The organism is Burkholderia sp. IDO3 (assembly GCF_003366075.1).
Lineage (GTDB): Bacteria > Pseudomonadota > Gammaproteobacteria > Burkholderiales > Burkholderiaceae > Burkholderia > Burkholderia anthina.
In genome coordinates, this window is record NZ_CP028963.1 from 902616 (window position 1) to 928827 (window position 26212).

General features: G+C 66.2%; 22 protein-coding genes. 9 read left to right on the plus strand and 13 right to left on the minus strand.

Translation table 11 applies throughout. From position 1 onward, the window contains the following. Window positions 1-28: 28 nt before the first annotated feature. Both DCN14_RS18650 and DCN14_RS18655 read left to right on the plus strand, forming a co-directional pair. The gene (locus DCN14_RS18650) at window positions 29-1093 is read left to right on the plus strand and encodes a glycosyltransferase family 1 protein (RefSeq protein ID WP_240327394.1); all 1065 of its coding nucleotides are present in this window, start codon (window positions 29-31) and stop codon (window positions 1091-1093) included. Continuing rightward, window positions 1090-2295 carry a glycosyltransferase gene (locus DCN14_RS18655; protein ID WP_096503417.1) on the plus strand — a complete coding sequence of 402 codons (1206 nt, stop codon included), beginning with the start codon at window positions 1090-1092 and terminating at the stop codon, window positions 2293-2295. Before DCN14_RS18650 ends, DCN14_RS18655 begins: the two co-directional genes overlap by 4 nt. Window positions 2296-2324: 29 nt before the next feature. Here DCN14_RS18655 and DCN14_RS18660 read toward each other — a convergent pair whose 3' ends face one another. The 7 genes from DCN14_RS18660 to DCN14_RS18690 form a co-directional block, all read right to left on the minus strand. Further along, a complete protein-coding gene (locus tag DCN14_RS18660) occupies window positions 2325-2759 on the minus strand; it encodes a GtrA family protein (protein ID WP_096503419.1) in 435 nt (144 codons plus the stop codon). After that, the gene (locus tag DCN14_RS18665) at window positions 2756-4039 is read right to left on the minus strand and encodes an NAD(P)/FAD-dependent oxidoreductase (protein ID WP_096503421.1); all 1284 of its coding nucleotides are present in this window, start codon (window positions 4037-4039) and stop codon (window positions 2756-2758) included. Before DCN14_RS18665 ends, DCN14_RS18660 begins: the two co-directional genes overlap by 4 nt. Window positions 4040-4043: 4 nt before the next feature. Further along, window positions 4044-4982, minus strand: coding sequence for an NAD-dependent epimerase/dehydratase family protein (locus DCN14_RS18670; protein WP_096503768.1), 939 nt, complete (start codon window positions 4980-4982; stop codon window positions 4044-4046). Between the two features lie 43 nt (window positions 4983-5025). Then, window positions 5026-5778 carry an SDR family oxidoreductase gene (locus tag DCN14_RS18675; RefSeq protein WP_096503423.1) on the minus strand — a complete coding sequence of 251 codons (753 nt, stop codon included), beginning with the start codon at window positions 5776-5778 and terminating at the stop codon, window positions 5026-5028. After that, window positions 5775-7091 carry an FAD-binding oxidoreductase gene (locus DCN14_RS18680; RefSeq protein WP_096503425.1) on the minus strand — a complete coding sequence of 439 codons (1317 nt, stop codon included), beginning with the start codon at window positions 7089-7091 and terminating at the stop codon, window positions 5775-5777. Before DCN14_RS18680 ends, DCN14_RS18675 begins: the two co-directional genes overlap by 4 nt. Window positions 7092-7094: 3 nt before the next feature. Further along, the gene (locus DCN14_RS18685; protein ID WP_096503427.1) at window positions 7095-8519 is read right to left on the minus strand and encodes a UbiA family prenyltransferase; all 1425 of its coding nucleotides are present in this window, start codon (window positions 8517-8519) and stop codon (window positions 7095-7097) included. Between the two features lie 71 nt (window positions 8520-8590). Beyond that, a complete protein-coding gene (locus tag DCN14_RS18690; protein WP_143331664.1) occupies window positions 8591-10582 on the minus strand; it encodes a hypothetical protein in 1992 nt (663 codons plus the stop codon). Between the two features lie 386 nt (window positions 10583-10968). Between DCN14_RS18690 and DCN14_RS18695 the strand changes: the two genes are divergently transcribed. From DCN14_RS18695 to DCN14_RS18705, 3 genes are read left to right on the plus strand one after another with little or no spacing between them, the layout of a single operon-like run. Next, window positions 10969-11934 carry an SDR family oxidoreductase gene (locus tag DCN14_RS18695; protein WP_096503431.1) on the plus strand — a complete coding sequence of 322 codons (966 nt, stop codon included), beginning with the start codon at window positions 10969-10971 and terminating at the stop codon, window positions 11932-11934. Next, window positions 11904-12956, plus strand: a complete 1053-nt coding sequence (locus DCN14_RS18700) for a glycosyltransferase family 4 protein (protein WP_096503433.1) — start codon at window positions 11904-11906, stop codon at window positions 12954-12956. Before DCN14_RS18695 ends, DCN14_RS18700 begins: the two co-directional genes overlap by 31 nt. A 12-nt stretch (window positions 12957-12968) precedes the next feature. Further along, complete coding sequence (locus DCN14_RS18705) at window positions 12969-14852, plus strand: nucleoside-diphosphate sugar epimerase/dehydratase (RefSeq protein WP_096503435.1); 1884 nt, start codon at window positions 12969-12971, stop codon at window positions 14850-14852. A gap of 75 nt (window positions 14853-14927) precedes the next feature. Here the strand turns inward: DCN14_RS18705 and DCN14_RS18710 are convergent, their stop codons facing one another. The 5 genes from DCN14_RS18710 to DCN14_RS18730 are packed head-to-tail and all read right to left on the minus strand — an operon-like array spanning window position 14928 to window position 20357. Continuing rightward, entirely contained in the window at window positions 14928-16034 is a 1107-nt protein-coding gene (locus tag DCN14_RS18710; RefSeq protein ID WP_096503437.1) for a glycosyltransferase, read from the minus strand. Window positions 16035-16061: 27 nt separating this feature from the next. Further along, a complete protein-coding gene (gene galE / locus DCN14_RS18715; protein WP_096503439.1) occupies window positions 16062-17084 on the minus strand; it encodes a UDP-glucose 4-epimerase GalE in 1023 nt (340 codons plus the stop codon). A gap of 15 nt (window positions 17085-17099) precedes the next feature. Then, window positions 17100-18236, minus strand: a complete 1137-nt coding sequence (locus tag DCN14_RS18720) for a glycosyltransferase family 4 protein (protein WP_096503441.1) — start codon at window positions 18234-18236, stop codon at window positions 17100-17102. A gap of 43 nt (window positions 18237-18279) precedes the next feature. Continuing rightward, window positions 18280-19104, minus strand: coding sequence for a glycosyltransferase (locus tag DCN14_RS18725; RefSeq protein WP_096503443.1), 825 nt, complete (start codon window positions 19102-19104; stop codon window positions 18280-18282). Continuing rightward, window positions 19101-20357 (minus strand): oligosaccharide flippase family protein, encoded by a 1257-nt coding sequence (locus DCN14_RS18730; protein WP_096503445.1) that lies wholly within the window; start codon window positions 20355-20357, stop codon window positions 19101-19103. Before DCN14_RS18730 ends, DCN14_RS18725 begins: the two co-directional genes overlap by 4 nt. Window positions 20358-20602: 245 nt before the next feature. Between DCN14_RS18730 and DCN14_RS18735 the strand changes: the two genes are divergently transcribed. The 4 genes from DCN14_RS18735 to waaA all read left to right on the plus strand — a co-directional run bounded on the left by DCN14_RS18735 (window position 20603) and on the right by waaA (window position 25498). Continuing rightward, a complete protein-coding gene (locus tag DCN14_RS18735) occupies window positions 20603-21997 on the plus strand; it encodes a phosphomannomutase/phosphoglucomutase (RefSeq protein ID WP_096503447.1) in 1395 nt (464 codons plus the stop codon). A 154-nt stretch (window positions 21998-22151) separates the two neighbouring features. Continuing rightward, on the plus strand, window positions 22152-23180 hold the full coding sequence (waaC, locus tag DCN14_RS18740) for a lipopolysaccharide heptosyltransferase I (RefSeq protein WP_346265279.1): 1029 nt from the start codon (window positions 22152-22154) through the stop codon (window positions 23178-23180). Between the two features lie 43 nt (window positions 23181-23223). Continuing rightward, complete coding sequence (locus DCN14_RS18745; protein ID WP_096503451.1) at window positions 23224-24108, plus strand: Kdo hydroxylase family protein; 885 nt, start codon at window positions 23224-23226, stop codon at window positions 24106-24108. Between the two features lie 34 nt (window positions 24109-24142). Then, complete coding sequence (gene waaA, locus DCN14_RS18750) at window positions 24143-25498, plus strand: lipid IV(A) 3-deoxy-D-manno-octulosonic acid transferase (protein ID WP_096503453.1); 1356 nt, start codon at window positions 24143-24145, stop codon at window positions 25496-25498. A 59-nt stretch (window positions 25499-25557) separates the two neighbouring features. Here waaA and ureG read toward each other — a convergent pair whose 3' ends face one another. Further along, on the minus strand, window positions 25558-26205 hold the full coding sequence (gene ureG / locus DCN14_RS18755; protein ID WP_096503455.1) for an urease accessory protein UreG: 648 nt from the start codon (window positions 26203-26205) through the stop codon (window positions 25558-25560). Between the last annotated feature and the right edge of the window lie 7 nt (window positions 26206-26212).

Below are 26212 nucleotides of genomic sequence, written 5' to 3' on the forward strand. Positions count from 1 at the left end.
CTGCGAGGAGTACCGCGTGAAGTTGGGGGTGGATATCACCTGGATGGTGGGCAACTACCGCGGCATGGGGCGGTTCGCCCGGCAACTGGTGGCGCCGGTCGGCGCGTCGGTCCTGGGCCTCGCGCCGGACGGCGTGAGCGCCGACGAATGGCCGTGCGTGAGCGGCGGCCGCGGTTTCTTCCCGTGGTGGGAGCAGGTCGAGCTGCCGCGCCTTTGCCGGGAACAGAAGCTCGACTATCTGCTGTGCCCGTACAACACGGGGCCGCTGCGATCGATCGGCAACACGCGGCTGATCGCGGTCGTTCACGACCTGATCTACATGAAGCCGTGGAGCGTGCTGCCGCCGGCGAGATCGCTGTACCAGACCGCCGGACGCGTCTATCGCCGGCACGTGGTGCCGCGGCTCGCGCGCCGGGCGGACGTCCTGCTGACCATTTCGCGATTCACGCAGCGTGAACTGGTGGAGACGCTCGGATTGCGCGAGGCGGACGTACAGGTCATTCCGTGCGCGATTTCGGACGACTGGTTCGCACCGCCGCTGAGCCGCGCGGAGCGCGAGCCGTATCTGTTTACGGTGGCGGGCGAAGTGCCGAGCAAGAACGTCGACCGGCTGCTGCAGGCTTTCGCGGTCGCGCGGCCGGCGCTGGACGACGACGCGCGGCTCCGGATCGCCGGCATCAAGGTCGAGCATCACGCGCATTTTCTCGAGCGCGCGAATGCGCTCGGGATTGCGAGCCACGTCGAGCTGCTCGGCTACGTGTCGCGCGACGAACTGCGCGAGCAGTACCGGCGAGCGCGTGCGTTCGTGTTTGCTTCGCTGTTCGAAGGATTCGGGATTCCGCCGCTGGAAGCGATGGCGTCCGGCACGCCCGTCGCGTGCAGCAACACGACGTCGATCCCCGAGATTGTCGGTACCTGCGGCCTGCAGTTCGATCCGTATTCGGTGGAAGACATGGCGGAGCAGATCCGCCAGGTATGGTGCGACGACACGCGCTTCGAGGTGGCGTTCGGCGACGGGATGGACCGTGCGCGGACCTTTTCCGAATCCGCCGTCCGTCCGAAGATCGAGGATTTCTGGGCGCGCCTGTCATGAGCGAAAACAAGAAGAAGCTGCTGGTGCTGACGCCGCGGTTTCCGTATCCGGTGATCGGCGGCGACAAGCTGCGGATCTATCATCTCTGCAGGATGCTGTCGCGCCGTTACTCGCTGACGTTGCTGAGCCTGTGCGACAGTCAGGAAGACATGCATGCCGAAGTGCCGGCCGACGGCGTGTTCGACCGCGTCGAACGGGTCTTTCTGTCCCGGGCGCGTTCGTACGTCAATACGCTGCTCGCGCTGCCCACGCGCACGCCGCTGCAGGTGGCGTACTACCGCAGCAGCGCGTTTGCGGCGGCCGTGTCCCGGCTGCTGCCGTCGCATGACGGCGCGTTCGTGCATCTGGTGCGCTGCGCGGAGTACGTGCGCAAGTCGGACAAACCGCGCGTGCTCGAAATGACCGACGCGATCTCGCTCAACTACAGCCGCGTCAAGCAGCTCAGGAAAGCACGCGGGCTGAAGTCGCGCGTGTTCGGCATCGAGGCGAAGCGCCTGCTCGACTACGAGCGCACGATCGTCGACGACTTCGATCTGTCGGTACTGGTGTCGAAGACCGATCGCGATTACCTGTTTCCCGGCGAGTCGGGCAAACGGGTGATGGTGTGTTCGAACGGCGTGGATCTCTCCGGCCTGCCGTATGCGGCGCGCAGCATGGCGAGCCGCTTGCTGGTGTTCATCGGCGACATGCGCACGGTGCAGAACCAGGACATGTGCCATTACTTCGCCGAAGCGGTGCTGCCGTTGCTGCGCCGGCGTGCCGACTATCGCTTTCGGATCGTCGGCTCCATCGCGCCCGCGCTGGCCGAGCAATTCCGCGCGTACGACGGCGTCGAGGTGACCGGCCGCGTCGAATCGGTCGCGCAGGCCGCGGCCGACGGCGCGATCGGCGTGTGCCCGATGCGGATCGGCGCCGGCGTGCAGAACAAGATCCTCGAGTACATGGCGCTCGGACTGCCGGTCGTCACGACGTCGCTGGGGCACGAAGGGCTGAGTGCGAAAAGCGGGCAGGACCTGCTGATCGCCGATACGCCCGAGGCGTTCGTCGAGCGCATCGAGTGGCTCGTCGCGCATCCGTCGGAGGCTGTGGAGATGGCCGGTCACGCGCGGCAGTTCGTCGAGCGCGAACATGGCTGGATCGAGATGACCCGCGCGCTGGTCGAGCGGGTGGATGCGCTGCTGGCCGCCGGCCCGGCGCGTTAGCCGGGCGGCGGGTATGCCGTCGGGATGGCTCAGCTTTCGTGATGCCGGAAGCTGAACTTCTTGTGGCCGATGTAGCTGGAGAAAACCGGGACGATCACGCCGACCAGGTGGGCGATGTCCCGGTCATGCCAGTGCAGGCCGAGTCGCGGAAAGACGTAGTACGCAAGACCGACGCTGACGAGCCACGTCTGAAACACCGCGACCAGGTTCACCAGCGTGAAGAAGAACGCCGAGCGCCCCGTGGACTGCGTGCTTTTCTTGAAGACGAACAGCTTGGCCAGGATGAACGCCGTGATCATGCCGGTCACATAGGCGACGACGATCGCGGCCGAGTAGGGCATCCACAGGTTGTAGAGAATCCGGCTGCCCCAGTTGACGGCCGCGGCGAAGCCGCCCGTCAGCAGGAACAGCAGGAATTCCCGGGAAACGAGGCCGCGCTTCGCGGTTCGGGCAATGTCGGTCATACCATTCTGGCCATTTCGCGCGCGAGCCCGATGCTCTCGGAGATGCCGCGGTCTTCGGGGTAGTAATACGACGTGTCGGCGACCAGCAGGCCCTGCACGGGCAACTGGATCGGTGGCAGGCGATCGGCGAAGCCAGGCTCGCACACCGGTTGCGCGAAGCGGTAGCGGCTTGCACGCACGTCGATGAAATCGTCGGGCGTGATCGCGGGGTTGATCTTCATCAGGTAGCGCTTCACCTTGTCGATGAAGGCCGTATCCGGCTGCTGGTAGACCGGATGTTCGCCCGGCACGTAGAACGGGACGTACACGACGTGCGCATCGAGCGGGCGCAGGTTCGTGTATTCGACGATCCCTGGAATGTCCATGTCCGGATCGTTGGTGTTGAGCCAGAAGTTCTCGGTGACCGGCTTGCGCAGCTTGGCGATCACGCACACCACCGCGACGTTCTTCACGCTCGCGAATTTTTCCAGGATGTCCGTCGGGAGATCGGGCATCACGCGCGGCACGTACGGCAGCGGAATGGTGCTGATGACCTTGTCGAACGCGAGCGACTCGCCGCCCGCCTCGACGCCGGCGACCTTGCCGTTCTCGATCAGCACCTTGCTGACCGGCGTGCCGAGCCGGAATTCGCCGCCGTTCGCTTCGATGTAGCGGCGCATGCCTTCGAGCAGCGTATCCGAGCCGCCGTCGAGGTAGCCGAGTTTTTCCTTGAAGAGGTTGTAGCGCGACCGGCCGATCCGTCGCACGCGGCTCCAGATCCACGCGGCGGAGAGGCTGCGCGCGTGATCGTAGAACTTGTAGTCGAACAGGCGGCGCCACAGCACTTCCCACGCTTCCTCGCCCACCCAGCGGCGAATCCAGCCGGTCGCCTCGAGCTTGTCGAGCGGCTTCCAGTTGTCGCGGCGCGTGCAGAGAAACGCGTGCAGCCCGTAGCGGATCTTCGCGGTCAGGCCGAGCCCCTTGAACTTCAGCAGTGCGATCGGATTGCCCCACGGCTGCACGCGATCCTGGTAGAAGTACCCCATCTTCGTCTCGCGCCAGTGCATCTTGTCTTCGAGGCCGAGCTCCTGCAGCACCTTCAGGAACGCGTGATCGGAAATCGCGTGGAAGTGGTAGTAGCGCTCGATCGAGAGCCCGCCGAAGTCGAAGCATGCGGCCATGCCGCCGACACGGTCGTCTGCCTCGAAGATCACGGGCTTGCGCCCGTCCTTGACGAGCTGGTAGGCAACGCCGAGCCCCATGGGGCCGGCACCGAGGACGGCAATACGGTCTGCGCTCATGGCTTTAGAACTCTAGTGCGATGTGGCTGTAGGTCGGGTCGTTGAAGGTTTCGGTCATGGCCTTGGCGAGCGGCGTGGCCTGGATGCCGAAGATGCCTTCCCAGTCGATCACCTCGAACTCGTCGCCAGCGGTGAGCGCCTTCAACTGATCCGCGGTGAACGGCGGGTTGCTGTCGAACAGCGCGTAGATCTTCAGCAGCACGTAGAACAGGCCGTACGGGATCTTCACGATCGAGCAGCGTGCGTGGGTCGCGCGCTTGATCTGACGAATCAGGTCGATGTAGTCGACGCGCTCGAGCCCCGTGATGTTGAAGGCCTGTCCGGCCTTGCCGGAGCGGATGCAGCTGATGATCACGTTGCAGAAATCGCCGACGTAGAGCGGCTGGCGCATGTAGCGGCCGCTGCCCGGGATCGGGAACACCGGCACGCGGTGCATGAAGCGCGACAGCCAGCCGAGGTGCTTGCGGTCGAACCAGCCGAACATCAGCGTCGGGCGCAGGATCACGCAGTTGATGCCCGATGCGGCCACGATCTCTTCCTGCTCGCGCTTGGTTTCCGTGTACCAGTCGTCCCCCACGGAATTGACCACCGACGAGCTGATATGCACCGTATGGGGAATGGCGTAGCGCTTGATCACCTCGAGCACGTGCTTCGTCGCCGTGATGTTGTTGCGCACGAACGGCTCGCGGGTCGGCGCGCCGATCTGGGCCTGCAGCATGACGACCGTGTCCGCGTGTTCGAAATGCTTGTCCCAGTCGCCCGGCTCGGCGAGATCGGCGAACACGGCGGTGACGTCCGGATGCACCTGGCGCAGCACGTTCAGGTTCGCTTCGTGCTTGTCGAGCACGACGATGTTCGAGTAGCCCTGCTGCTTCAGGCGGGCGACGAGGTTCTGACCGACCAGGCCGGCGCCGCCAGGGAGGACGATACGGGTTTGATTCATGATTTCGGATGTCTGCATGAGAGGGGCGGGCGCGTCGCGGTCGTTACAGGGACAGGCGCTTGAAGACGAACTGCGGCACCGAGCGGATGATCAGCATGATCAGCGACCAGAAGCACGGCGTATACAGCACGTTCTTCTTCTTCTCGATGGCCCGGGTGATGTCCTTCGCGACCTTCTCCGGCGACGCGACGAGCGGGCCGGGCAGCGGCAGCCCCGCCGTCATCGCGGTGGCCACGAAGCCGGGCTTGATCGTGACGAGGTGGACGTCGGCCTTGTAGAGCCGTGCGCGCAGGCCTTCGCAGAACGTGGCGAGCGCGGCTTTCGCGCTGCCGTACAGATAGTTGGACGGGCGGCCGCGGTCGCCGGCGACCGAGCCGATCACTGCGATCGCGCCGCTTCGTGCCGCCTCGAGCGTGTTCGCGATCGTGGTCAGCAATGCGATCACCGACGTCGCATTGGTGTTGAATTCGCGCACGGCAACGGCAGGGTCGGCCTGGCATAGCGCCTGGTCGGGCAGCGTGCCCGGTGCGACCAGCACGATGTCGGGCGCGCCGTCGAACGCGCGCCGGCAGTCGTCGAGCATCGCGGTGTGCTGCCCCAGTTCGTTGATGTCCAGCGTGTGCGTGGCCGCGAGCGTCGCGCCGCGGGTCAGCAGGTCGTCGGCCACTTGTTGCAGGCGCTCAGCGTTGCGCGCGACCAGGAACAGCCGGGCGCCCTGAGCGGCCCAGACGCGTGCACAGGCCATTGCAATGCCTGAGGTCGCACCTACTATCAGTATCTTTTTCTGCATGGTCATGTACGGGTGACGCGATCCCAAAAACGGGAAAGCAGCGCGGGATCGCGCAGGGTTTCGACCTGTTCCCAGTCCGGATAGGCCGTCCGGAAGTCCTGGCCCGTCATATGGGCGTCCTTCGCCGGATAGATTCTTCCCGCGGCCTCGCGGACGATGGTGTCGAGGACGGCAAAGAGCCGGCGGTTCTGTTCGTCGCGCTGTGGAAAATCGAGCGCGAGCGACGTGCCCTCCATCGGGAACGACAGCAGCCCGGGCGACCGGACGTCTCCGCAACGCTTCAACACGGCCAGAAACGATCCGGTTCCGCTGTCGGCGATCGCGCGCAGCATGTCGCGCGTCGCATCGCGGGCCACCGCGCGCGGCACGACGCATTGATATTGCTGGAAGCCGCGGCGCCCGTAGATCCGGTTCCACTCGAGCAGGCCGTCCAATGGATAGAAGTACTGGTCGTAGCTGACGGTGGAGCGGACTTCGCGGGTCTGCTGGCGGTGATAATACAGGCCGTTGAACGCGCGCAGGGTCGCCTTGTTGAAAATCGGCGCCGGAAAGGTGAACGGCACCGTGCGTTTTCCGCGCCGGTCGACTTCCAGCGGCCCCTCGCTCGCATGGTCGCCGATCATGAAGATGCCGCGCCCGAGTTGCTCGCCCCGCCCGAGGCAATCCACCCAGGCGACACTGTATTCGTGCACGGGATCGTAGGCTTCCGACAGCGCGAAGAACTCGTCGAGATCACCGAAGCGGATGCTGGTCACGTCGATGCGGCTCGACCGGATGGGCATCAACTGGATCTCGGCCCACTGGATCAATCCGGTCAGGCCCAGGCCGCCGATCGTCGCGGCATGGAGCGTTGCGTTCGCGTCCGCCGCGCATTCGAGCATCGCGCCGTCGCTGCGGGCCAGCATGAAGCGGCGCACATGACGGCCGAACGTGCCGCGCACGTGATGGTTCTTGCCGTGCACGTCGTTCGCGATGGCCCCGCCCAGCGTCGCGTATTTGGTCCCGGGCGTGACGGGCAGCATCCAGCCGCGCGGTATCGCGACTTCCAGAATCTGCTCGAGCGTGATGCCGGGCTCCGCGCGCAGCACGCCCGTTTCCCAGTTCGCGCCGATCAGCCGGTCCAGCGAGCGGGTTCGCAGCACGTGGCTGGAAGCGGCCAGGCAGCTGTCGCCGTAGCTTCTGCCGTTGCCGTAGGCGAGCGTGGTTTCATGCGCGCCGACGACACCTGCCCAGGTTCCGGGCAGGTCGTTGCGCCACGCAACGTCGTGCGGGGTTTGCGGGTGGGCGGGGTAGCGTCCCCATGAAAGCACCGTGCGCATGGTTCAGATCGCCGCCCAGAACACCAGGCCGCACAGGCCGATCACGACCAGGCTCAACCGGTCGCGGACCGCGAAGATGATCGGGTCGTCATGCATGTGGCCGCGGTGCGCGAGGATCCAGGTCCGGCTGATCCAGTAGAGCAGCAGCGGACACGCGAGCCAGATCAGCTGCGGGTGACGGTAGAGGTGTGCGGTCTTCGGGTCCTGGATGTACATCGCCAGCACGAGCACGGACAGATAGCCCGAGGCGCTGCCCAGCGACGAGACCAGTTCGAGATCGCTCGCGACGTAACCGCGGCCGCGCGACTGAGTCAGCCCGCGCTTTTTCATCGACAGCAGTTCCGCGTAGCGCTTGACGAGCGCGAGGCTGAGGAAGATGAACATCGAGAAGGCCAGCAGCCAGAACGTCAGATGTGTCGCGATGGCCGTTGTGCCCGCAACGATCCGCACCGTATAGAGCAGCGCGAGCACGACGACGTCGACCATCACCAGGCGCTTGAGTACCGCCGAGTAGGCCAGCGTCAGCGCGTAGTAGCCGAGCAGCACCGCCGAGAAGCGCCACGGCAGCGCGACGTATGCGAGCGCGAACGCGCCGACGAGCAGCGCAGGAAACGCGGCCAGCCCCCACACGAGCGGCAGCGCGCCGGACGCGAGCGGGCGCCGGCATTTGGTCGGATGGTGCCGGTCGTCCTCGAGATCGAGCAGGTCGTTGAGCAGATAGACGCTCGACGCGCAGAGGCCGAAGGCGACGAACGCCAGCGCCGCATTGACGATCAGGTGGGGCGAGCCCAGCATGTGTCCGGCAAGCAGCGGCACGAAGATCAGCAGGTTTTTCAGCCACTGATGCATGCGCAGCGACCGGGCCCACGTTTTCAGCGCCGGCGGACGGGATTCGAACACACGCTCGACGTTGCCGGCTTTTTCCGCCGCGCGCTTGACGGCGGCCGGTGCGTTGACGACGTACGCACGCTCTGCTGCCTGCCAGACCGGAAGATCGTCGCGCGAGTTGCCGGCATAGTCGAAGCCATGTTCGCCGAAGCGGGCGACGAGCCGGTCCCGTTTCCGATGCGCGGACAGGTTGACCTGGTCGTCGGTCGCCAGGACTTCGTCGAACAGCGCGAGATGCTCGGCGATTGCGTGCGCGTACTTCTCGTGGCTGGCGGTGGCCAGCACGATCGTGCGTCCGTTCGCGCGTTCGTCCTTGAGCCACTCGACGATCTGCGGATCGAACGGCAGCACGCTGACGTCGAGATCGGTCTCGGCGGCCAGCCGCGATTTGAGCACGGGCTTTCCGCCGCGGAGCAGCCACGCGAGCGGCGCGTGGCAACGAAGCGGCGAAGACTTCAGGTAACAGAACCCGGATTCGATCAGGATGTCCGAACGAAGCAGGGTGCCATCGAGGTCAACAACGAGCGGTCTGCCGATCATAGTTAGGTGCTGCAGTGGCGGGTCGAATCAAACAGCATGAGCAGACGGTTTCAAGTACCTTCGAACTCGCGTCAACGGGCGAGGCCGAGTCCGTATAGCGACACGCCGAGTGTGCGCGGATCGTCGGACAGGCCGAGGGATCGGGGAGACACGATGTCGGGATCGACGAAGCGGATATCGAGTCGGCCCTGATCCACCCGTTCGATCGGGATGCGAATCGTCTGCCGCGGCGTGTTGGCGTCGAACGTGGCGTGGTAAGCCGGGGCGCTGTTCACATAGATCGTCAGATGCTGGGCGGAATTCGGGCGCGGCAGGAATGCGCCGAGATCCAGTTGCAGGGTGCCCGAGTATCCGTTGTGTACCTTCAGCAGCAGGTGGGCTTCGTTTGCTTGCATCCAGACGAATTGCGATTCGACGGATGACCAGCCGCCATTGAGCACGGATGCGAACAGGCCCGGCTCCTTTTCGGCTGAAATGAAGCCGAGTTCGGCGTAATCGTCAGGATATCTCCTGAGCAGCAGACCCGCTCCGTCGATATCCGTGGGAGCGCGATCGCCCGCCGACGAGTTGGAAACCTCATAACCCGCGTTGTTGGCGATTTCGCTCGGCGTACATTGCGCGTCTTTCGTATAACTAATGTGCCAGTTCTGGTTGATGCAAACCAGATCGGTTCCGGAGCGTTTTGCATAAATCAGGAGCCCTAGGGTCGTCTCCCATATATGTGCGGGGTTCGGCTTGGTGTCCAGATTGAGCACGATTCGCCCGTTCGGCTTCGTCTGCTCGAGCGAGTTGTACAGGTGGGCGATGCCCGGTTCGTTATAGAAATTCGCGTAATCCGGGGTGTTGTTGATCTTGACTACGGTAGCAGTGAGGAGGACCGGTATCGCGATTGTCGCCACCAGCCTCAACGGCCGTGGCGGGCATGCGCGCGTTACCCATGTGACGAGCAGACCCGCCGTCAGTGCGGGAACCGAATAGTAGAAATAGCCGATGTATTTCTGATTCAGTTCATCGACGCCGAACTTCGAGTAAAACAGCATGGCCGCCGTCGCCGCAGCGAGCGTGGCCAGCAAGGCAACGCCGTTGCCGGGAGCGGCGCGCCGCTTGCCGAAAATGGTGCGGGCGAGAATCACGCCCATTGCGAGTACCGCTACAACGAATACCGTGGTGCTTCCCCAATATCCGCCTGAATACCGGAGCATATTGCCGAACGTATTGGCATGATGGTGCCTGCCGAACGAAATATAGCTCGCCACAGGCCCGGGAAAATGGCGGATGGTTTCGATGATCAGCGGAACGAAAAAGAGAAACAAAACGAAAATAGCTCGGGCAACCGCTCGGCCGTTCGTTTTCCAGTATTCACGGGAAAAGATGTACTGGTCGCGTCCAAGCTTGTCACGCTGAAGGTGGTTATAGAGCAGCAGTAACGTGAAAATGATTCCCAGCGTGGACACGAACGACACATGCCCGTTGATCAGGAATCCCGCGCTCAGTGCCAGCGGCAACAGCGCGTCGGTTTTGCCCGATGCGAATCTGGACGCAGCGACCAGCGCGGTCGCAAACGGGAAGAAATAGAGCTCCGGAAACCACATTCCGGCAAAGAACTGGAAATTCTCCCGAGCGACCACGTATAGAAATACGGCCATCATGAGGCCGGCGTAACTTGTCGAGCCGGCGATGGTTCTGAGCATGCGGAAAATGATGGTGATCCATGCGGCGTTATACAGAATCACCGCCACCATTTGCCCGGAGAACGCCGACGGAAGCAGGCGCGTCCAGTCGTGAAAGAGCAATTCGCCGAATGCCAGCACGTACAGAATTGCCGGCCCGGGATGATAGAACCCGACTCGGGAATAATTCCCGACAAATAGATCGAGATGCTTTGCTTTCTGGATCAGAAGGCTATTTGCTGCGAAATCTGTTGCTTCGAGATTGTGAACGTTGATCAAGTGCCAATTGATCAACAGCAACGTGAGCGCAACGGCAAAAAAAATCAATAAGTCAAGAAGAGGGCTGATTTTTATGGATGGATTCTTGATTTGCTGATTTTCGTGTGCGTTCAATATGGATCCCATGGGCAGCTTTATTGTGCAACGCGTCCTAACGCCCGGCGATGCCGGGTCGGCTGTCATATAGTGAAACGGTCGCTATCATGCAGTAAAAAACACGATTTTTCAACCACTTGCGCGCGTATGGATAGTAGTCTGAATGGAATTTGAAAGGGGGTGGTCCGACGCACGGGGTGTGCTGACGTGATCGATTTGTCCGCCCGAGCAGCCGTCCCGGCGAGCTTTTCGCGTTGAGCGCAAGAAGGTGGCGAGGGCAGCCGGTATACTGCCGATCTGTTGGGCATCCCAGCCTGATTCAAGCATGGAAAAGATGCGCTTCGGTCCTGTCGCGCGCCGCGCCCATGCTGCTTCCTCAACCGCTTTGCCTGGAAACATCGCCGATGCATGTCGTGGTAACGGGGGCGAGCGGCTTCGTGGGCCGCGCCCTGTGCCGTACCCTGGTCGAGAACGGTCATCGGGTGACCGGCCTCGTGCGCCGCGCCGGCACCGCGCCGGCCGGCGTCGACGAATGGGTGTACACCGGCCCCGAATTCGCCGATATCGAAACGCAGTGGCCGGCCTCGGCCCGTGACGCCGACTGCGTCGTGCATCTCGCCGCGCGCGTGCATGTGATGAACGACGCCGCTGCGGATCCGGACGCCGCGTTTCGCGCGATGAACGTCGAAGGCACGCTGCGCGTGGCCGCAGCCGCGCACCGGCATGGCGTGCGTCGCATCGTGTTCGTCAGCAGCATCAAGGCCATCGCCGAAACCGACGGCGGCCAGCCGCTGCGCGAGGACAGTCCGGCCCGCCCCGAAGATCCGTACGGCCGTTCCAAGCGCGATGCCGAAGTGCGGCTTCGGCAATTCGGCGACGACACCGGCCTCGAGACGGTGATCGTCCGGCCGCCGCTGGTGTACGGCCCCGAGGTCCGCGCGAACTTCCTGAGAATGATGGACGCAGTATCGCGCGGCGTGCCGCTGCCGCTCGGTGCAATCACCGCGCGCCGCAGTGTCGTCGGCGTCGACAATCTCGTGGACGCGTTGCTGCGCTGCGTGATCGATCCGCGCGCGGCGCGCGAATGCTTCCACGTCGCCGACGACGACGCGCCGTCGGTCGCCGGCCTTCTGCGCATGGTCGGCGACGCGCTCGGCCGGCCGGCGCGGCTCTTTCCGGTGCCGCTCGCCGCGCTGCGGCTCGCCGGCCGCCTGACCGGCCGCAGCGCCGCCATCGACCGCCTGACCAGCAGCCTGCAGCTCGATACGAGCCGCATCCGGCGCGTGCTCGGCTGGCAACCTCCCCATACGACCCGACAGGGTCTCGAAGCGACCGCCGCATGGTATCGTTCGCGCGATACCCAGAACTAACCAACATGTCTTTCCCGATCTCCACGTGGCCGGCCGCGTTCGCCCTGGCCCTGGCCGCGGCCGTCGCATCGACGGCCATCCTGCGCGTGCTGCTTGCGACCGGTCTCGCATGGCGGCTGGCCACCGACATTCCAAACGATCGTTCGCTCCATACGCTGCCGACGCCGCGCGTGGGCGGATGGGGCATCGTGCCCGTATGCGTCGTCGCGCTGCTGGCGCTTGCGCCGCGGCTGGGACTGATCGCGGCCGCGGCAGCGGGGCTTGCCGCGCTGTCCCAGATCGACGACCGGCGCGGGCTGCCGGCGCGCGTGCGGTTCTCCGCACACCTCGCCGCGGTCGTGGCGCTGGTCGCCGTCTATCCCGCTGCCGCGCCGTGGTGGCTGCTGGCCGGCGTGGGCTTCGTGATGGTCTGGCTGACGAACCTGTACAACTTCATGGACGGCGCGGACGGTCTCGCGGGCGGGATGGCGCTGTTCGGCTTCGGCGGCTACGCGGTCGCGGCGCTGGGCGGCACGAATCCGTCGTCCGACCTCGTCGTGGCCGGCGCGGCTGCCGCCGGCGCGGCGCTCGGCTTTCTTCTGCTGAATTTCCATCCGGCGCGGCTGTTTCTCGGCGACGCCGGTTCGATTCCGCTCGGCTTTCTCGCCGGTGCGCTCGGCTACTGGGGCTGGCGCACGGACGTGTGGCCCATCTGGTTTCCGGCGCTGGTGTTCTCGCCCTTTATCGCAGACGCATCTGTAACACTTTTGAGACGTCTGTTACGCGGAGAAAAGTTCTGGCAAGCGCACCGGGAGCATTATTATCAAAGGATGGTTCGATCGGGGGTTGGCCACCGTCGTACCGCTCTCTATTGGTACCTCATCATGCTCGCAGGCATAATCGTCGCCGTGTGGGCAAAGGGCCGCCCTGAACTGCAGCAATGGCTGTCGTTCGTTGCTTGGTACGGCGTCCTGGCATGTGTCGGATTGGTGATCGACATGCGTTGGCGCCGGTTTCAGTCGGCCGCAAAAAACAACTCGTGAGGTTTCCCGCCGATGTTGCGATCCAAAGCATCATGGCTGTCGCTGAGTGCTTTCCTGTTCGACCTGATGGCGGTTGTGGCCGCCTGGTTGTTCGCTTATCTCGTCCGTTTCAACGGCAGTATTCCGCCTGACTTCCTGAGCGGCGGTTCGACCGCGCTCTTCTGGGTGCTGCCGGTCTACGCGCTGATGTTCCACGTGTTCGGCCTCTATCGCGGCCTGTGGGTGTTCGCGAGCCTGCCCGATCTGATGCGGATCTCGAAGGCTGTGATCGGCGGCGGCGTGATCGTGATGATCGGCGCCGTGATGTTCCAGCCGTCGCCGATCATTCCGCGCTCGGTGCTGCTCGTGTCGCCGCTGATGCTGTTTCTCGCGATGGGCGGCGCGCGTGCGCTGTATCGTGCGACCAAGGAGTTCTACCTGTACGGCGGACTCGTCGGGCAGGGCAAGCCGATACTGGTGCTCGGCGCGGGGACGGCCGGCGCGAGCCTCGCGCGCGAGCTGTCGCGTTCGGGCGAATGGCGGCTCGTGGGCCTGCTCGACGACGACGTCACCAAGCAGGGCCGCGAAATCTACGGCTACAAGGTGCTCGGCTCGTTCAACGACCTGCAGCACTGGACCGACGCGATGAAGGTCGAGTACGCGATCATCGCGATTCCGTCGGCGTCCGTCGAAACGCAGCGCCGCGTCGCGACGCTATGCGTGCGCGCCGGCATCAAGGCGATGGTGCTGCCGTCGCTGACCGCGCTGATGCCGGGGCAGGGCTTCCTGTCGCAGGTGCGGAACATCGACCTCGAGGATTTGCTCGGCCGCGATGCGGTGACGATCGACACGCCGCACGTCGAGGCGCTGCTGCGCGGGCGCGTGGTGATGGTGACGGGGGCGGGCGGCTCGATCGGTTCCGAGCTGTGCCGGCAGATCCTCCGCTTCAAGCCGGCGCAACTGGTGGCGTTCGATCTCTCCGAATACGCGATGTACCGGCTCACGGAGGAACTGCGCGAGCGCTTCCCCGACCAGCCGGTGCTGCCGATCATCGGCGATGCGAAGGATTCGCTGCTGCTCGACCAGGTGATGTCGCGCTATGCGCCGCACATCGTGTTCCATGCGGCCGCCTACAAGCACGTGCCGCTGATGGAAGAGCACAACGCGTGGCAGGCGCTGCGCAACAACGTGCTCGGCACGTACCGCGTCGCGCGCGCGGCGATCCGCCACGACGTGCGCCATTTCGTGTTGATCTCGACCGACAAGGCCGTCAATCCGACCAACGTGATGGGCGCGAGCAAGCGGCTGGCCGAAATGGCCTGTCAGGCATTGCAGCAGACGAGCGGGCACACCCAGTTCGAGACGGTGCGTTTCGGCAACGTGCTCGGCAGCGCGGGCAGCGTGATTCCGAAGTTCCAGCAGCAGATCGCGAAGGGCGGCCCGGTGACGGTCACGCACCCCGAGATCACGCGATTCTTCATGACGATTCCGGAGGCATCGCAGCTCGTGCTGCAGGCCTCGAGCATGGGCCGCGGCGGCGAGATCTTCATCCTCGACATGGGCGAACCGGTCAAGATCGTCGATCTCGCGCGCGACCTGATCCGCCTGTACGGTTTCTCGGAAGGGCAGATCCGCATCGAGTTCACGGGGCTGCGTCCCGGCGAAAAGCTCTACGAGGAATTGCTCGCGGACGACGAGGCGACGACGCGCACGCCGCACCCGAAGCTGCGCATCGCCCGCGCGCGCGAAGTGCCGGGCGGCCTGCTCGACGAACTGCTGCCGTGGCTGATGCAGAATCGCGTGCTGAGCGACGACGAGGTGCGGCGCGATCTGCGGCGCTGGGTGCCGGAATACCAGTCGACGGTGGCGCCGGTGCTGCAGAGCGTGCCGGCGGTGCGCGCGGTATCGAACGAGTAAGTCACCGTCGTGCGAAACAAAAAACGCCCCGCGGGGCGTTTTTTTTGTCTGGCGAGAACCGCCGGCCGACATCGCTCAGTGGCTGCGCTTTTCCTTCCTCACGACCATCCAGCGCGGCACCCGGAACCGCACGATGCTGATGTACAGCCATACGTAGGTGAGCGCGAACAGCACGACGAACACGAACAGGTGCACCGTGTGCCGCCAGAACAGCGTCGCGGGAATCACCGCGATCAGGCACAGCAGCCACAGGTACGGCGACGTCAGCGAGTTGCGGCGCGTGAGATCGTGCGCGTGCTTCGTGCCGACGGCCCAGCGCATCAGCCGCTTGTACACCAGCATGTGCAGGTGCACGCCATCCGGAATGCCGGGCGACATCCCGCGAATGAATTTCTTCCGGTAGATCGAGAAGCAGGTCTCGAAGATCGGGTACATGAACAGCAGCACCGGGTACCACGCGGACACTTCGCGGTTGCGCATCACGAGCATGATCGCGAGCTCGGCGAGCATGAAGCCGATGAAATACGCGCCGCCGTCGCCGAGAAAGATCAAGCCGGCCGGGAAATTCCACAGGAAGAACCCGAGCACCGCGCCCATCATGATGATCGACGCGGACATCACGACCGGGTCGCCGACCTCGAACGCGACGTACGCGAGCGACGCGAACATCATGAAACTGACCATCGACGCGAGCCCGTTGAAGCCGTCGATGATGTTGATCGCGTTCGCCAGCGCCGCGACCGCGAGCACGGTGACGAACGCCGAAATGGCCACGTAGCGGAGCAGGAAGTCGAGCGGCGGCACGCTGATGCGCGTGACCGCGATGTTCAGCAGCCAGAACGCGAGCGCGGCCGCGGCCATCGTGCAGAGCAGCCGCGCGCGCGGCGACACTTTCTTGGTGAGGTCCTCGACGAGCCCCGACAGGAACGCGGGCATCCCGCACGCGACGATGCCGAGGATGCTGCCGGCGATCGTCGGGTAGCGCTGCGTCAGCAGCAGCGCCGACGCGACGACCCCGGTGAGGATCCCGATGCCGCCGACGCGCGGCACCGGCCGCACATGGAATTTCTGCACGCCGGCCAGGTCGCTGTCGATCGAGAATTTCTCGTGCAAATGCGCGTAGCGCACGATGAACAACGTGACGAGCAGGGAGACGATAAAGCCGGACGCGAAGCTGAGCATGGGATCGCTCGAAAAATGGACAGCGGATTATACAAAACCGCGGGGGTTCCCCTCCTGCCATTTCCAGTGGTCGGCGCACATCTCGTCGATTCCGAGCGTCGCACGCCAGCCGATCAGGTCGGCCGCGGCCTGCGGATTCGCGTAGCACTCGGCGATGTCGCCCGGGCGGCGCGCGACGAGTTCGTACGGCACCGCGCGGCCCGACGCCTTTTCGAACGCGCGCACGACTTCCAGCACGCTGTAGCCCTGGCCCGTGCCGAGGTTCACGACGAAGCTCGCATCGCGCGTCGCGAGCGCGTCGAGCGCGGCGATGTGCCCCTTCGCGAGATCGACGACGTGAATGTAGTCGCGCACGCCGGTGCCGTCCGGCGTCGGATAGTCGGAGCCGAACACGCGCAGCTTCTCGAGCTTGCCGACGGCGACCTGCGCGACGTACGGCATCAGATTGTTCGGGATGCCGGCCGGATCCTCGCCGATCAGCCCGCTCGCATGCGCGCCGACCGGGTTGAAGTAGCGCAGCGTCGCGATCCGCCACGACGGGTCGGACACCTCGAGATCGCGCAGGATCTGCTCGGCGATCAGCTTCGACTGGCCGTACGGGTTGGTCGCGGAGAGCGGGAACGATTCGTCGATCGGCGAGCGCTCCGGCACGCCGTACACGGTCGCCGACGAGCTGAACACGAACTGCCTGACGTTGCGCTCGCGCATGACCTTGAGCACGGCGAGCAGGCCGCCGAGGTTGTTCTGGTAGTACTCGATCGGCTTCGCGACCGACTCGCCGACCGCCTTGAGCGCCGCGAAATGGATCGTGCCGGTGATCGGGTGCGCGTCGAACACCTTCGCGAGCGCGGCTTCGTCGCACACGTCGATCGGGTGGAACGCGGGCGTCCTGCCCGTGATCCGCTCGATGCGCCGCACGGACTCGGCCTTGCTGTTGACGAGGTTGTCGACGATCACGACGTCGTAGCCGTTGTCGAGCAGCTCGACGGCCGTGTGCGAGCCGATGTAGCCCGCACCGCCGGTGACGAGGATGGTGCCTTTAGCGGTCATTGCTGATGCGCTCCTTCAAAGTGTGATGCCCGTCAACGAATGGATGGTCTGTCGGTAACGTTCGACGACATGCTGCTCGTCGAATTCTGCCGCGACTTTTTGTCGGCCGCGTGCACCCATGGCTTCGCGCCCGGCCGTGCCGAGCTCGACCATGCGAATCAATTGTTCCGCGAGGCTCGCGCTGTCGCGCACGCGGCACAGGAAGCCCGTTTCGCCGTCGGCGACGACGTCGCGGCAGCCCGGCACGTCGGTCGCGACGATCGGGCGGCCCATCGCGGACGCCTCCATCAGCGTGCGCGGCACGCCCTCGCGGTACGACGGCAGCACGACGCAGTCGGCCGCCGCGATATGCGGGCGCACGTCGTGCGCCTCGCCGAGATAGTCGATGACGCCTTCGCCGACCCATGCGTCGACATCCGCGCGGCCGATCGCGCTCGGGTTGTCGACACCGAGCGGCCCGAGCAGCTGGAAGCGCGCATTCGGGTAGCGCCGGCGCACGACGCGCGCGGCTTCGACGTATTCGCGCACGCCCTTGTCCCACAGCAGCCGGCCGATCAGCACGAATACCGGCGCGTCGCCGGCCGGCAGCGGCACCGGCGCGAACTGTTCGAGATCGACGCCTTCGCCGTGCAGGAGCCGCGCGCGTTCGGGGTGGGCGAGCAGCTTCTCGTCGGTGAAGGTGGCGAGATCGTCGCGGTTCAGGAACCAGACTTCACGCGGGAAGCGGAACGCGAACCGGTACAGGCGCTTCGCGACGCTCGCCGCGCGGCTTTTCTGGATGAAGACATAGCCGAGCCCCGTCGTGACCGCGATCGACGGCACGCGCGCGAGCCACGCCGCGACCGACCCGTAGATGTTCGGCTTGATCGTGTAATGGAACACGAGATCGGGCGCGAGCGCGCGGTAATGGCGCACCAGCGCGGCCAGCGTGCCGAGGTCCTCGCGCGGGCTCGTGCCTTTCGATGCGACCGCGAGCGCGACGTAGCGGCAGCCCATCTGCTCGAGCAGCGGCACGGTGCGGTCGTGCGGTGCGATCACGATGACCTCGGCGCCGCGCGCGACGAGCGCCCGGATCAGCCCTTGGCGGTAGGTGTAGATCGCCCAGGCCGTGTTGCACACGAGCGCGATGCGCAGCGGGGAGGTAGCGGACATGAAAAAAAGGAAAAATAAAGCGTCGAAAATGCCGGCTTGTCGGCTAGGCGGACGGCCGCGCGGCGAACAGCGCCTGCTTGATCCGCTGCAGCGTCCGGTACGGCGTCACGAAATGCAGCAGGTTCTTGGCGAGGCCGGCCCAGTCGTACGGGTTCAGCGCGTTGAAGTGGCGCAGCAGCAGCGACAGGGTCGACATCAGCTGGCGGCGGCGCTTGGTCGCGCTGATCCCGCCCTCGTTGAGCTCGTAGTAAAGGCCGAGCTCCGGCAGGTTCGCGCAATCGTAGCGTTGCATTAACCGTAAAAAAAGATCGAGATCCTCGGCCGCGCGGTACTTCGCGCGATAGTTGCCGACTTCGCGCACGGCATCGATGCGCAGCATGACCGACGGATGCACGAGCGGCGAGCGCAGGAAGCGCGTGCGGCGCAGCGCGCGCGGATCGGCGGGCGGCGTCAGCATGAAGCGCGGCTCGCCGGCGCGCGACACGACCTGGGTCCACATGCCGACGCAGGCTACGCGCGGGTGGGCGTCGAGATATGCACGCTGCTTCGCGAGGCGCTGCGGCGCGGCGAGGTCGCCCGCGTCGATCCGGGCCGCATAGCGGAAACCGCGCGCGGCGAGCGCGTCGATGCCGGCCTGGAGCGCGCGCTCGATGCCGCCGTTGCGCGGCATGCGCAGCACCTCGATCTCGAGGCCGGGCAGCGCCGGCGCGACGATCGGCGGCGTGCTGCCGTCGTCGACGATCAGCACGTGAACCGGCGCGTCCTCGCGAAACGACGCGAGGGTCCGGGCGACGTCGTCGTGCCCGTTGTAGGCCGGCATCAGCACGGCCACGTCGTCGAGCGGGAGCGGGCAATCGGGAGACGTCATGGGCGCAGCTTGAAACGAATGTAATAAAAATTAACGGTGGCCGCCGCGACATAGCCGGCCGCGAGCCCGACGAGCGCGCCGTACAGGCCGAGCCGGGGGATGGCGAACACGTTGACGAGCGCGGCGATCGCGAGCGCGAGCACCCATTTCGCCAGCAACACGAATTTTGCTTGATATTTGAGAACGATAAGATTGCCTATCGCCTCGATGCCGGCCGGCACGGACAGCCAGACGGCCCAGCGGAAGATGTCGACCGACGCCTCGTAGCCGTGGCCGAACACCTTGCCGACGATGAGCGGGGCGGCCGCGTCCAGCACCAGCGCGCCGGCTGTCATCAGCGCGGCGGTCATCGCGATCAGCCGGACGATGTTGCGGCGCAGCCGCGCGACGTCCTGCACGCGGTACACGAACGCGGGCGCGATGGTCTGCGCGAGCATCAGCGCGAGCGTGATCCAGTTCTCGTTGAGCTGCTGGGCCGCCGCGTAGCGGCCGAGGTCGGCGAACGACACGTGGCGCTCGAGCATCAGGCGGTCGAGCTTCAGGAACAGGTACATGCAGATCAGGCCGAGCCAGAACACGGTGCCGGCGGTCGCAAAGTGCCTGAACAGCGGTTTGTCGAACGTCCAGCCGAGCGTGCCGCCGTTACGATGGCGGTAGTAGAGCAGCAGCGCGAAGCCGATCGCGGCGGCCTCCAGCGCCCACAGCCACGCGAAGCGGGCCGGGCCGGCGGCCGCGCGCACCAGCAGCCACACGAGCAGCGCCTTCGCCAGCGCCGTGACCATGCTGGTCACGAGCTGCGGCTTGCTGTAGGTCATGCTCTGCAGCCACGCGTTGATCACGCCGACGAACGGCTCGCGAAACACCATCGTGACCGCGAGGCCGGCGAGCATCGCGCCGACGAGCGGATCGAACGCGCCCGCGCCGATCGCGATCCAGGTCGCGATCAGCGCGACGGCGGACACCCCGATCCGCAGCGCGAATGCGCTGCCGAGCACCGCGCCGAGCTGGGCCGGCGGACGCTGGACGATGGTCGGAACCAGGATTTCGGCGCCGCACACCCAGGTGAGCGGCGCCAGTACGAGGAGAAGCGTATTCGCATACTGCCATTTGCCGAACACGTCCGGCCCGAAATAACGGGCCAGAAGGCCGCTGATCGCGATCGCGACGCCGATCTGCGTCAGCCGTTCGAGCCCCAGCCAGACGAGGTTTGCGACGGCCTTCGCGACGTCCGGGTTGCCGAATCGTTTCAGCATGCGGGACAGCCGCACGCGTGCGAAGCAGCCGGGAAGGCGCCCGGGGACGGCAGATTGGCGGCAGCGGCGGAACGGCTAGGCATTAAAATGGGCGCAATGCGCGTCATCAAAACCTGCAATTATAAGTTGGAACGGGGCCGCTCCCGCCGTCCCGTTCCTCGTTGCGCGGAGCCCGCATGTATCATGCCGGGCACACGCACGAGGCGGCCAGATTACTTTTCATGCACGCAACCGAGAGAGAATCGATGATCTCCCAATCCATCTTCAAGGCATATGACATTCGCGGTGTGGTCGGCAAGACGCTCGACGCCGACACGGCGCGCGGGATCGGCCGGGCCTTCGGCAGCGAAGTGCGTGCCCAGGGCGGCGACGCGGTCGTCGTCGCGCGCGACGGCCGCCTGTCGGGGCCCGAGCTCGTTGGCGCACTCGCCGACGGCCTGCGTGCGGCGGGCGTCGACGTCGTCGACGTCGGCATGGTGCCCACGCCGGTCGGCTATTTCGCGGCGAGCGTGCCGCTCGCGCTGAAGGATGGCGAGCGCCGAGTCGATTCGTGCATCGTCGTCACGGGCAGCCACAACCCGCCCGACTACAACGGCTTCAAGATGGTGCTGCGCGGCGCGGCAATCTACGGCGAGCAGATCCAGGCGCTGTACCGCCGCATCGTCGACGCGCGCTTCGAGACGGGCAGCGGCTCGTACGAAGCGTTCGACGTCGCCGACCAGTACCTCGAGCGCATCGTCGGCGACGTGAAGCTCGCGCGCCCGATCAAGCTCGTCGTCGACGCCGGCAACGGCGTCGCGGGCCCGCTCGCCACGCGCCTGTTCAAGGCGCTGGGCTGCACGCTCGTCGAGCGCTTCACCGACATCGACGGCACGTTCCCGAACCACCACCCGGATCCCGCTCACCCGGAAAACCTGCAGGACGTGATCCAGGCGCTGAAGGACACCGACGCCGAACTCGGCTTCGCGTTCGACGGCGACGGCGACCGCCTGGGCGTCGTCACGAAGGACGGCCAGATCATCTATCCGGATCGTCAACTGATGCTGTTCGCCGAGGAAGTGCTGTCGCGCAACCCGGGCGCGCAGATCATCTACGACGTGAAGTGCACGCGTCACCTCGCGCAATGGGTGAAGGCGAAGGGCGGCGAGCCGCTGATGTGGAAGACGGGCCACTCGCTCGTGAAGGCGAAGCTGCGCGAGACGGGTGCACCGCTGGCGGGCGAGATGAGCGGCCACGTGTTCTTCAAGGATCGCTGGTACGGCTTCGACGACGGCCTCTACACGGGCGCGCGCCTGCTGGAGATCCTCACGAAGACGGCCGACCCGAGCGCGCTGCTCAACGGCCTGCCGGACGCGATGAGCACGCCCGAACTGCAGCTGTGGCTCGACGAAGGCGAGAACTTCCGCCTGATCGACAAGCTGCAGAAGGAAGCGAAGTTCGAAGGCGCGGACGAAGTGGTGACGATCGACGGGCTGCGTGTCGAGTATCCGGACGGCTTCGGCCTCGCGCGTTCGTCGAACACGACGCCGGTGGTCGTGATGCGATTCGAAGCGGAGACGCGCGAAGGGCTCGAGCGCATCCAGGCGGACTTCCGCCGCGTGCTGACGGCCGCGAAGCCGGACGTCAAGCTGCCGTTCTGAGTTCGCGCGGCCTGCGGGCCGCGACCGGCGCGACGCCCGGGCCGACGGCCGGGCGATTCGTCGCGCCATTTCCGAAAAAGCGGCGCACGCGTACTGCGTGCGCCGCTTTTTGCCTGTGTGGTTCACCGGGCGCGATAAAATCGCGTCTTTATGCCTGTCGCCGGCTGTCCGCCGGCGTTTTTTCAGCGTGCAAAAGATCCTGATCGTGCGCGTGTCGTCGCTGGGCGACGTCGTGCACAACATGCCGGTGATCGCCGATATCCGGCGACGCCACCCCGACGCGCAGATCGACTGGCTCGTCGAGGAGAGCTTCGTCGACCTCGTGCGGCTCGTCGACGGCGTGCGTGAAGTGCTGCCGTTCTCGCTGCGCCGCTGGCGCAAGAAGCCGTTGTCGGGCGCGACGTGGCGCGAGATCCGCGCGTTCCGCAAGCGCCTCGCGGCCGAGCAGTACGACCTCGTGATCGACTGCCAGGGCCTCATCAAGACGGCCTGGGTCGCGAGCTGGGCGCACGGTCCGCTCGTCGGCCTCGGCAACCGCACCGACGGCGCGGGCTACGAGTGGCCCGTGCGCTTCTTCTATCGCAAGCGCGTGCCGATCGCGCCGCGCACGCACGTGGTCGAGCGTTCGCGCGAGCTCGTCGCGGCCGCGCTGGGCGACCCGGCGCCGACGCCGGCCGACCCGGTCGACTTCGGCCTCGACACGCGTGCGGCCGCGCTCGCGGTCGCGGCGCTCGGGCTGAACCTGCCGGTGCCGTACGTGGTGTTCGTGCACGCGACGTCGCGCGCCGACAAGCAATGGCCGGACGCCGCGTGGATCGAGCTCGGCCAGGCGCTCGTGCGGCGCGGCGCGTCGCTCGTGCTGCCGTGGGGCAACGACGCGGAGCGCACGACCAGCGAGCGGCTGGCTCAGGCGTTCGGCGAGGCGGCGATCGTGCCGCCGAAGCTGTCGCTGCCGGCCGTGGTCGGCCTGATCGACGGCGCCGCCGCGACGGTGGGGGTTGATACAGGTCTGGTTCATATCGCGGCCGCGCTGAAGCGTCCGACGGTCGAACTGTACAATTTCTCGACGGCCTGGCGTACCGGCGGCTACTGGTCGCCGAACGTCGTCAATCTCGGCACGGCGGGGCAGCCGCCGTCGATCGCGCAGGTGAAGGCGGCGCTCGCGGGCTTCGGTCTGCTGTAATGCCCGTCATGCCTGCCTTGTCTGTCACGCACGCGAATCGACCATGAGCGAATCCCAGATCATCGAAGTCCCGTCCGCCGACTGGAGCGGACACAACCTGTCGGCGCCGCGCGAGCAGTTGCTGGCCGCGGTCGAGGAAGGCAAGGTGCTGTATTTCCCGCACCTGCGCTTCGCGATCGAAGGCGGCGAGGAAGCGCTGCTCGATCCGGCGCTCGCCGATCCGAAACGCAAGAACATCAGCCTCGCGCCGAACGGCGGCGCGCTCGCCGGCGTGCTCGGCGACAGCGTCACACAGTCGGCCGTGCGCGCGCTCGTCGCGCGTTTCCAGCATCAGGCGGGCACGCTCGTCGACGGCCTCTTTCCCGAATACCGCGGCAAGCTGCGCGTCGCGCCGACGAGCCTGCGGCTGATGCAGGTCGAGACGCGCCAGACGTCCTGGCGCAAGGACGACAGCCGGCTGCACGTCGACGCGTTCCCGTCGCGGCCGAACTACGGCGAGCGGATCCTGCGCGTGTTCACCAACGTGAACCCGGCCGGCCAGCCGCGCGTGTGGCGCGTCGGCGAACCGTTCGAGGACGTCGCGAAGCGCTTCCTGCCGAAGATCCGGCCGCAGTTGCCGGGCGCGGCGTGGCTGCTGAACCTGCTGCACGTGACGAAGTCGCCGCGCAGCGCATACGACCACCTGATGCTGAACCTGCACGACGGGATGAAGGCCGATCTCGACTACCAGAAAACCTGCCCGCAGCAGACGATGCCGTTTCCGCCGGGCAGCGTGTGGATATGTTTCTCGGATCAGACTTCGCACGCTGTGATGTCCGGCCAGTTCATGCTCGAGCAAACCTTCTTCCTGCCGGTCGACGCGATGGTGCGCCGCGAATGCGCACCGCTCGGCATTCTCGAACGCCTGCAGGGCAGGGCGCTGGTTTGAGCGCGCACCGCATTCGCCGCGCCGGAGCCCGCGCATGCTGAGGGCGATCTATCGCGCGCTGTGGTGGCTCGTCGCGCCGGTCGCCGTCATCCGGCTCTTCGTGCGTTCGCGCAAGGAGCGCGGCTATCGCGAGCATGTCGGCGAGCGCTTCGGCCACGTCGCGGGCCGCTCGCCGGACGATCGCGCGCCGCTGGTGTGGGTGCATGCGGTGTCGGTCGGCGAGACGCGCGCCGCACAGCCGCTGATCGATGCGCTGATGCGCGCGCGTCCCGATGCACGCATCCTGCTCACGCACATGACGCCGAGCGGGCGCGCCACCGGCGAACAGATCTTCGGCGGTCGCGTGCTGCGCTGCTACCTGCCGTACGACATGCCCGGCGCGGTGCGGCGTTTCCTGCGCGCGTGGCGGCCGACGCTCGGCCTCGTGATGGAAACCGAGGTATGGCCGACGCTGATCGACGAGTGCCGCCGCGCGGACGTGCCGCTCGTGCTGACCAATGCGCGGATGTCCGCGCGTTCGTTCCGGCGCGCGGCGAAGTTCGGCGCGGCGGCGCGCGACGTGTTCGGCGGTTTCGCGCGCGTGCTCGCGCAGAGCCCGGCCGACGCGGAGCGGCTGTCGTCGCTCGGCGCGCGCAACGTGACGGTGCTCGGCAACCTGAAGTTCGACATGACGACGCCGCCGGAGCTGGCGGCGCGCGGCCACGCGTGGCGCGATGCGATCGGCGCGCGGCCCGTGTGGGTCGCGGCCAGCACGCGCGAGAACGAGGAAGCGCTGGTGCTGCAGGCGTTCGCCGCGATGCGTACGCCCGGCGCGTTGCTGATTCTGGTGCCGCGTCATCCGCAGCGTTTCGCCGAAGTCGAGGCGCTGGTCGAGCGCGGCGGGCTCAAGTGCGTGCGGCGCTCCGCGTGGGCCGCCGATGCGGCCGCGCTTGCCGCCGGCCGCCCGGCGGCCGAGCCGCTGCCGGCCGACGTGACGGTGCTGCTCGGCGATTCGATGGGCGAGCTCGGCGCGTACTACGCGGCGGCCGACATCGCGTTCATCGGCGGCAGCCTGCTGCCGCTCGGCGGGCAGAACCTGATCGAAGCGTGCGCGGTCGGCGTGCCGGTGTTGATCGGGCCGCACATGTTCAACTTCACGCAGGCGAGCGCCGACGCGGTCGCGGCCGGTGCGGCGATGCAGGTCGCCGATCCGCTCGATCTCGCGCACGTGCTCGACGCGCTGTTTGCCGACCATGCGCGACGCATCGCGATGGGCGCGGCCGGCGCGGCGTTCGCGTCGCGCCATCGCGGCGCGACGGCGCGTTCGGTCGACGTGCTCGCGGCGCTGCTGCCGCCGGTCGAGCGCGGCGCGCACGTGACAGATGGCGCGCAGGACGCGTCCGACGACTAGACGCAGGCGGCGCAATGCCGCCGGAGCAGGCGAGGCGGCCGCGGGTGCCGCCTTGCCGCTCAGACCGTCAGCAATCCCTTCCTTTCGATGAACGCGACGACGTCCGCGACGCCGTCGAGCGCCTTCAGGTTCGTCATCACGTAAGGGCGCTCGCCGCGCATCTTCTTCGTGTCGGACGCCATCACGTCGAGATTCGCGCCGACGAGCGGCGCGAGGTCGGTCTTGTTGATCACGAGCAGGTCGGACTTCGTGATGCCGGGGCCGCCCTTGCGCGGAATCTTCTCGCCGCCGGCGACGTCGATCACGTAGATCGTCAGGTCGGACAGCTCGGGGCTGAAGGTCGCCGCGAGATTGTCGCCGCCCGATTCGATGAACACGATGTCGGCATCGGGAAAGCGCGACAGCATCCGGTCGACGGCTTCGAGATTGATCGACGCATCCTCGCGGATCGCCGTGTGCGGGCAGCCGCCCGTCTCGACGCCCATGATGCGCGCCTCGGGCAGCGCACCCGCGACCGTCAGCAGGCGCTGGTCTTCCTTCGTGTAGATGTCATTCGTGATCGCGACGAGGTCGTACCGCTCGCGCATTGCCTTGCACAGCATTTCGAGCAGCGTGGTCTTGCCGGAGCCGACCGGGCCGCCGATGCCGACGCGCAGCGGCGGCAGTTTCTTGGTGCGGCGGGCGGAGGAGGGAGCGAATGCGTTCATGGCGGGT

Bases quoted from the DNA above. Each gene is read 5' to 3' on its own strand.
- DCN14_RS18745 (WP_096503451.1), top strand. From the start codon at position 23,224: ATGAGCGAATCCCAGATCATCGAAGTCCCGTCCGCCGACTGGAGCGGA.
- DCN14_RS18735 (WP_096503447.1), top strand. From the start codon at position 20,603: ATGATCTCCCAATCCATCTTCAAGGCATATGACATTCGCGGTGTGGTC.
- DCN14_RS18720 (WP_096503441.1), bottom strand. From the start codon at position 18,236: ATGTCCGCTACCTCCCCGCTGCGCATCGCGCTCGTGTGCAACACGGCC.
- DCN14_RS18680 (WP_096503425.1), bottom strand. From the start codon at position 7,091: ATGCGCACGGTGCTTTCATGGGGACGCTACCCCGCCCACCCGCAAACC.
- DCN14_RS18730 (WP_096503445.1), bottom strand. From the start codon at position 20,357: ATGCTGAAACGATTCGGCAACCCGGACGTCGCGAAGGCCGTCGCAAAC.
- DCN14_RS18655 (WP_096503417.1), top strand. From the start codon at position 1,090: ATGAGCGAAAACAAGAAGAAGCTGCTGGTGCTGACGCCGCGGTTTCCG.
- DCN14_RS18670 (WP_096503768.1), bottom strand. From the start codon at position 4,982: ATGAATCAAACCCGTATCGTCCTCCCTGGCGGCGCCGGCCTGGTCGGT.
- DCN14_RS18695 (WP_096503431.1), top strand. From the start codon at position 10,969: ATGCATGTCGTGGTAACGGGGGCGAGCGGCTTCGTGGGCCGCGCCCTG.
- galE (WP_096503439.1), bottom strand. From the start codon at position 17,084: ATGACCGCTAAAGGCACCATCCTCGTCACCGGCGGTGCGGGCTACATC.
- DCN14_RS18675 (WP_096503423.1), bottom strand. From the start codon at position 5,778: ATGACCATGCAGAAAAAGATACTGATAGTAGGTGCGACCTCAGGCATT.
- DCN14_RS18665 (WP_096503421.1), bottom strand. From the start codon at position 4,039: ATGAGCGCAGACCGTATTGCCGTCCTCGGTGCCGGCCCCATGGGGCTC.
- DCN14_RS18725 (WP_096503443.1), bottom strand. From the start codon at position 19,104: ATGACGTCTCCCGATTGCCCGCTCCCGCTCGACGACGTGGCCGTGCTG.
- DCN14_RS18700 (WP_096503433.1), top strand. From the start codon at position 11,904: ATGGTATCGTTCGCGCGATACCCAGAACTAACCAACATGTCTTTCCCG.
- DCN14_RS18710 (WP_096503437.1), bottom strand. From the start codon at position 16,034: ATGCTCAGCTTCGCGTCCGGCTTTATCGTCTCCCTGCTCGTCACGTTG.
- DCN14_RS18660 (WP_096503419.1), bottom strand. From the start codon at position 2,759: ATGACCGACATTGCCCGAACCGCGAAGCGCGGCCTCGTTTCCCGGGAA.
- DCN14_RS18685 (WP_096503427.1), bottom strand. From the start codon at position 8,519: ATGATCGGCAGACCGCTCGTTGTTGACCTCGATGGCACCCTGCTTCGT.
- ureG (WP_096503455.1), bottom strand. From the start codon at position 26,205: ATGAACGCATTCGCTCCCTCCTCCGCCCGCCGCACCAAGAAACTGCCG.
- waaA (WP_096503453.1), top strand. From the start codon at position 24,143: ATGCTGAGGGCGATCTATCGCGCGCTGTGGTGGCTCGTCGCGCCGGTC.
- DCN14_RS18705 (WP_096503435.1), top strand. From the start codon at position 12,969: ATGTTGCGATCCAAAGCATCATGGCTGTCGCTGAGTGCTTTCCTGTTC.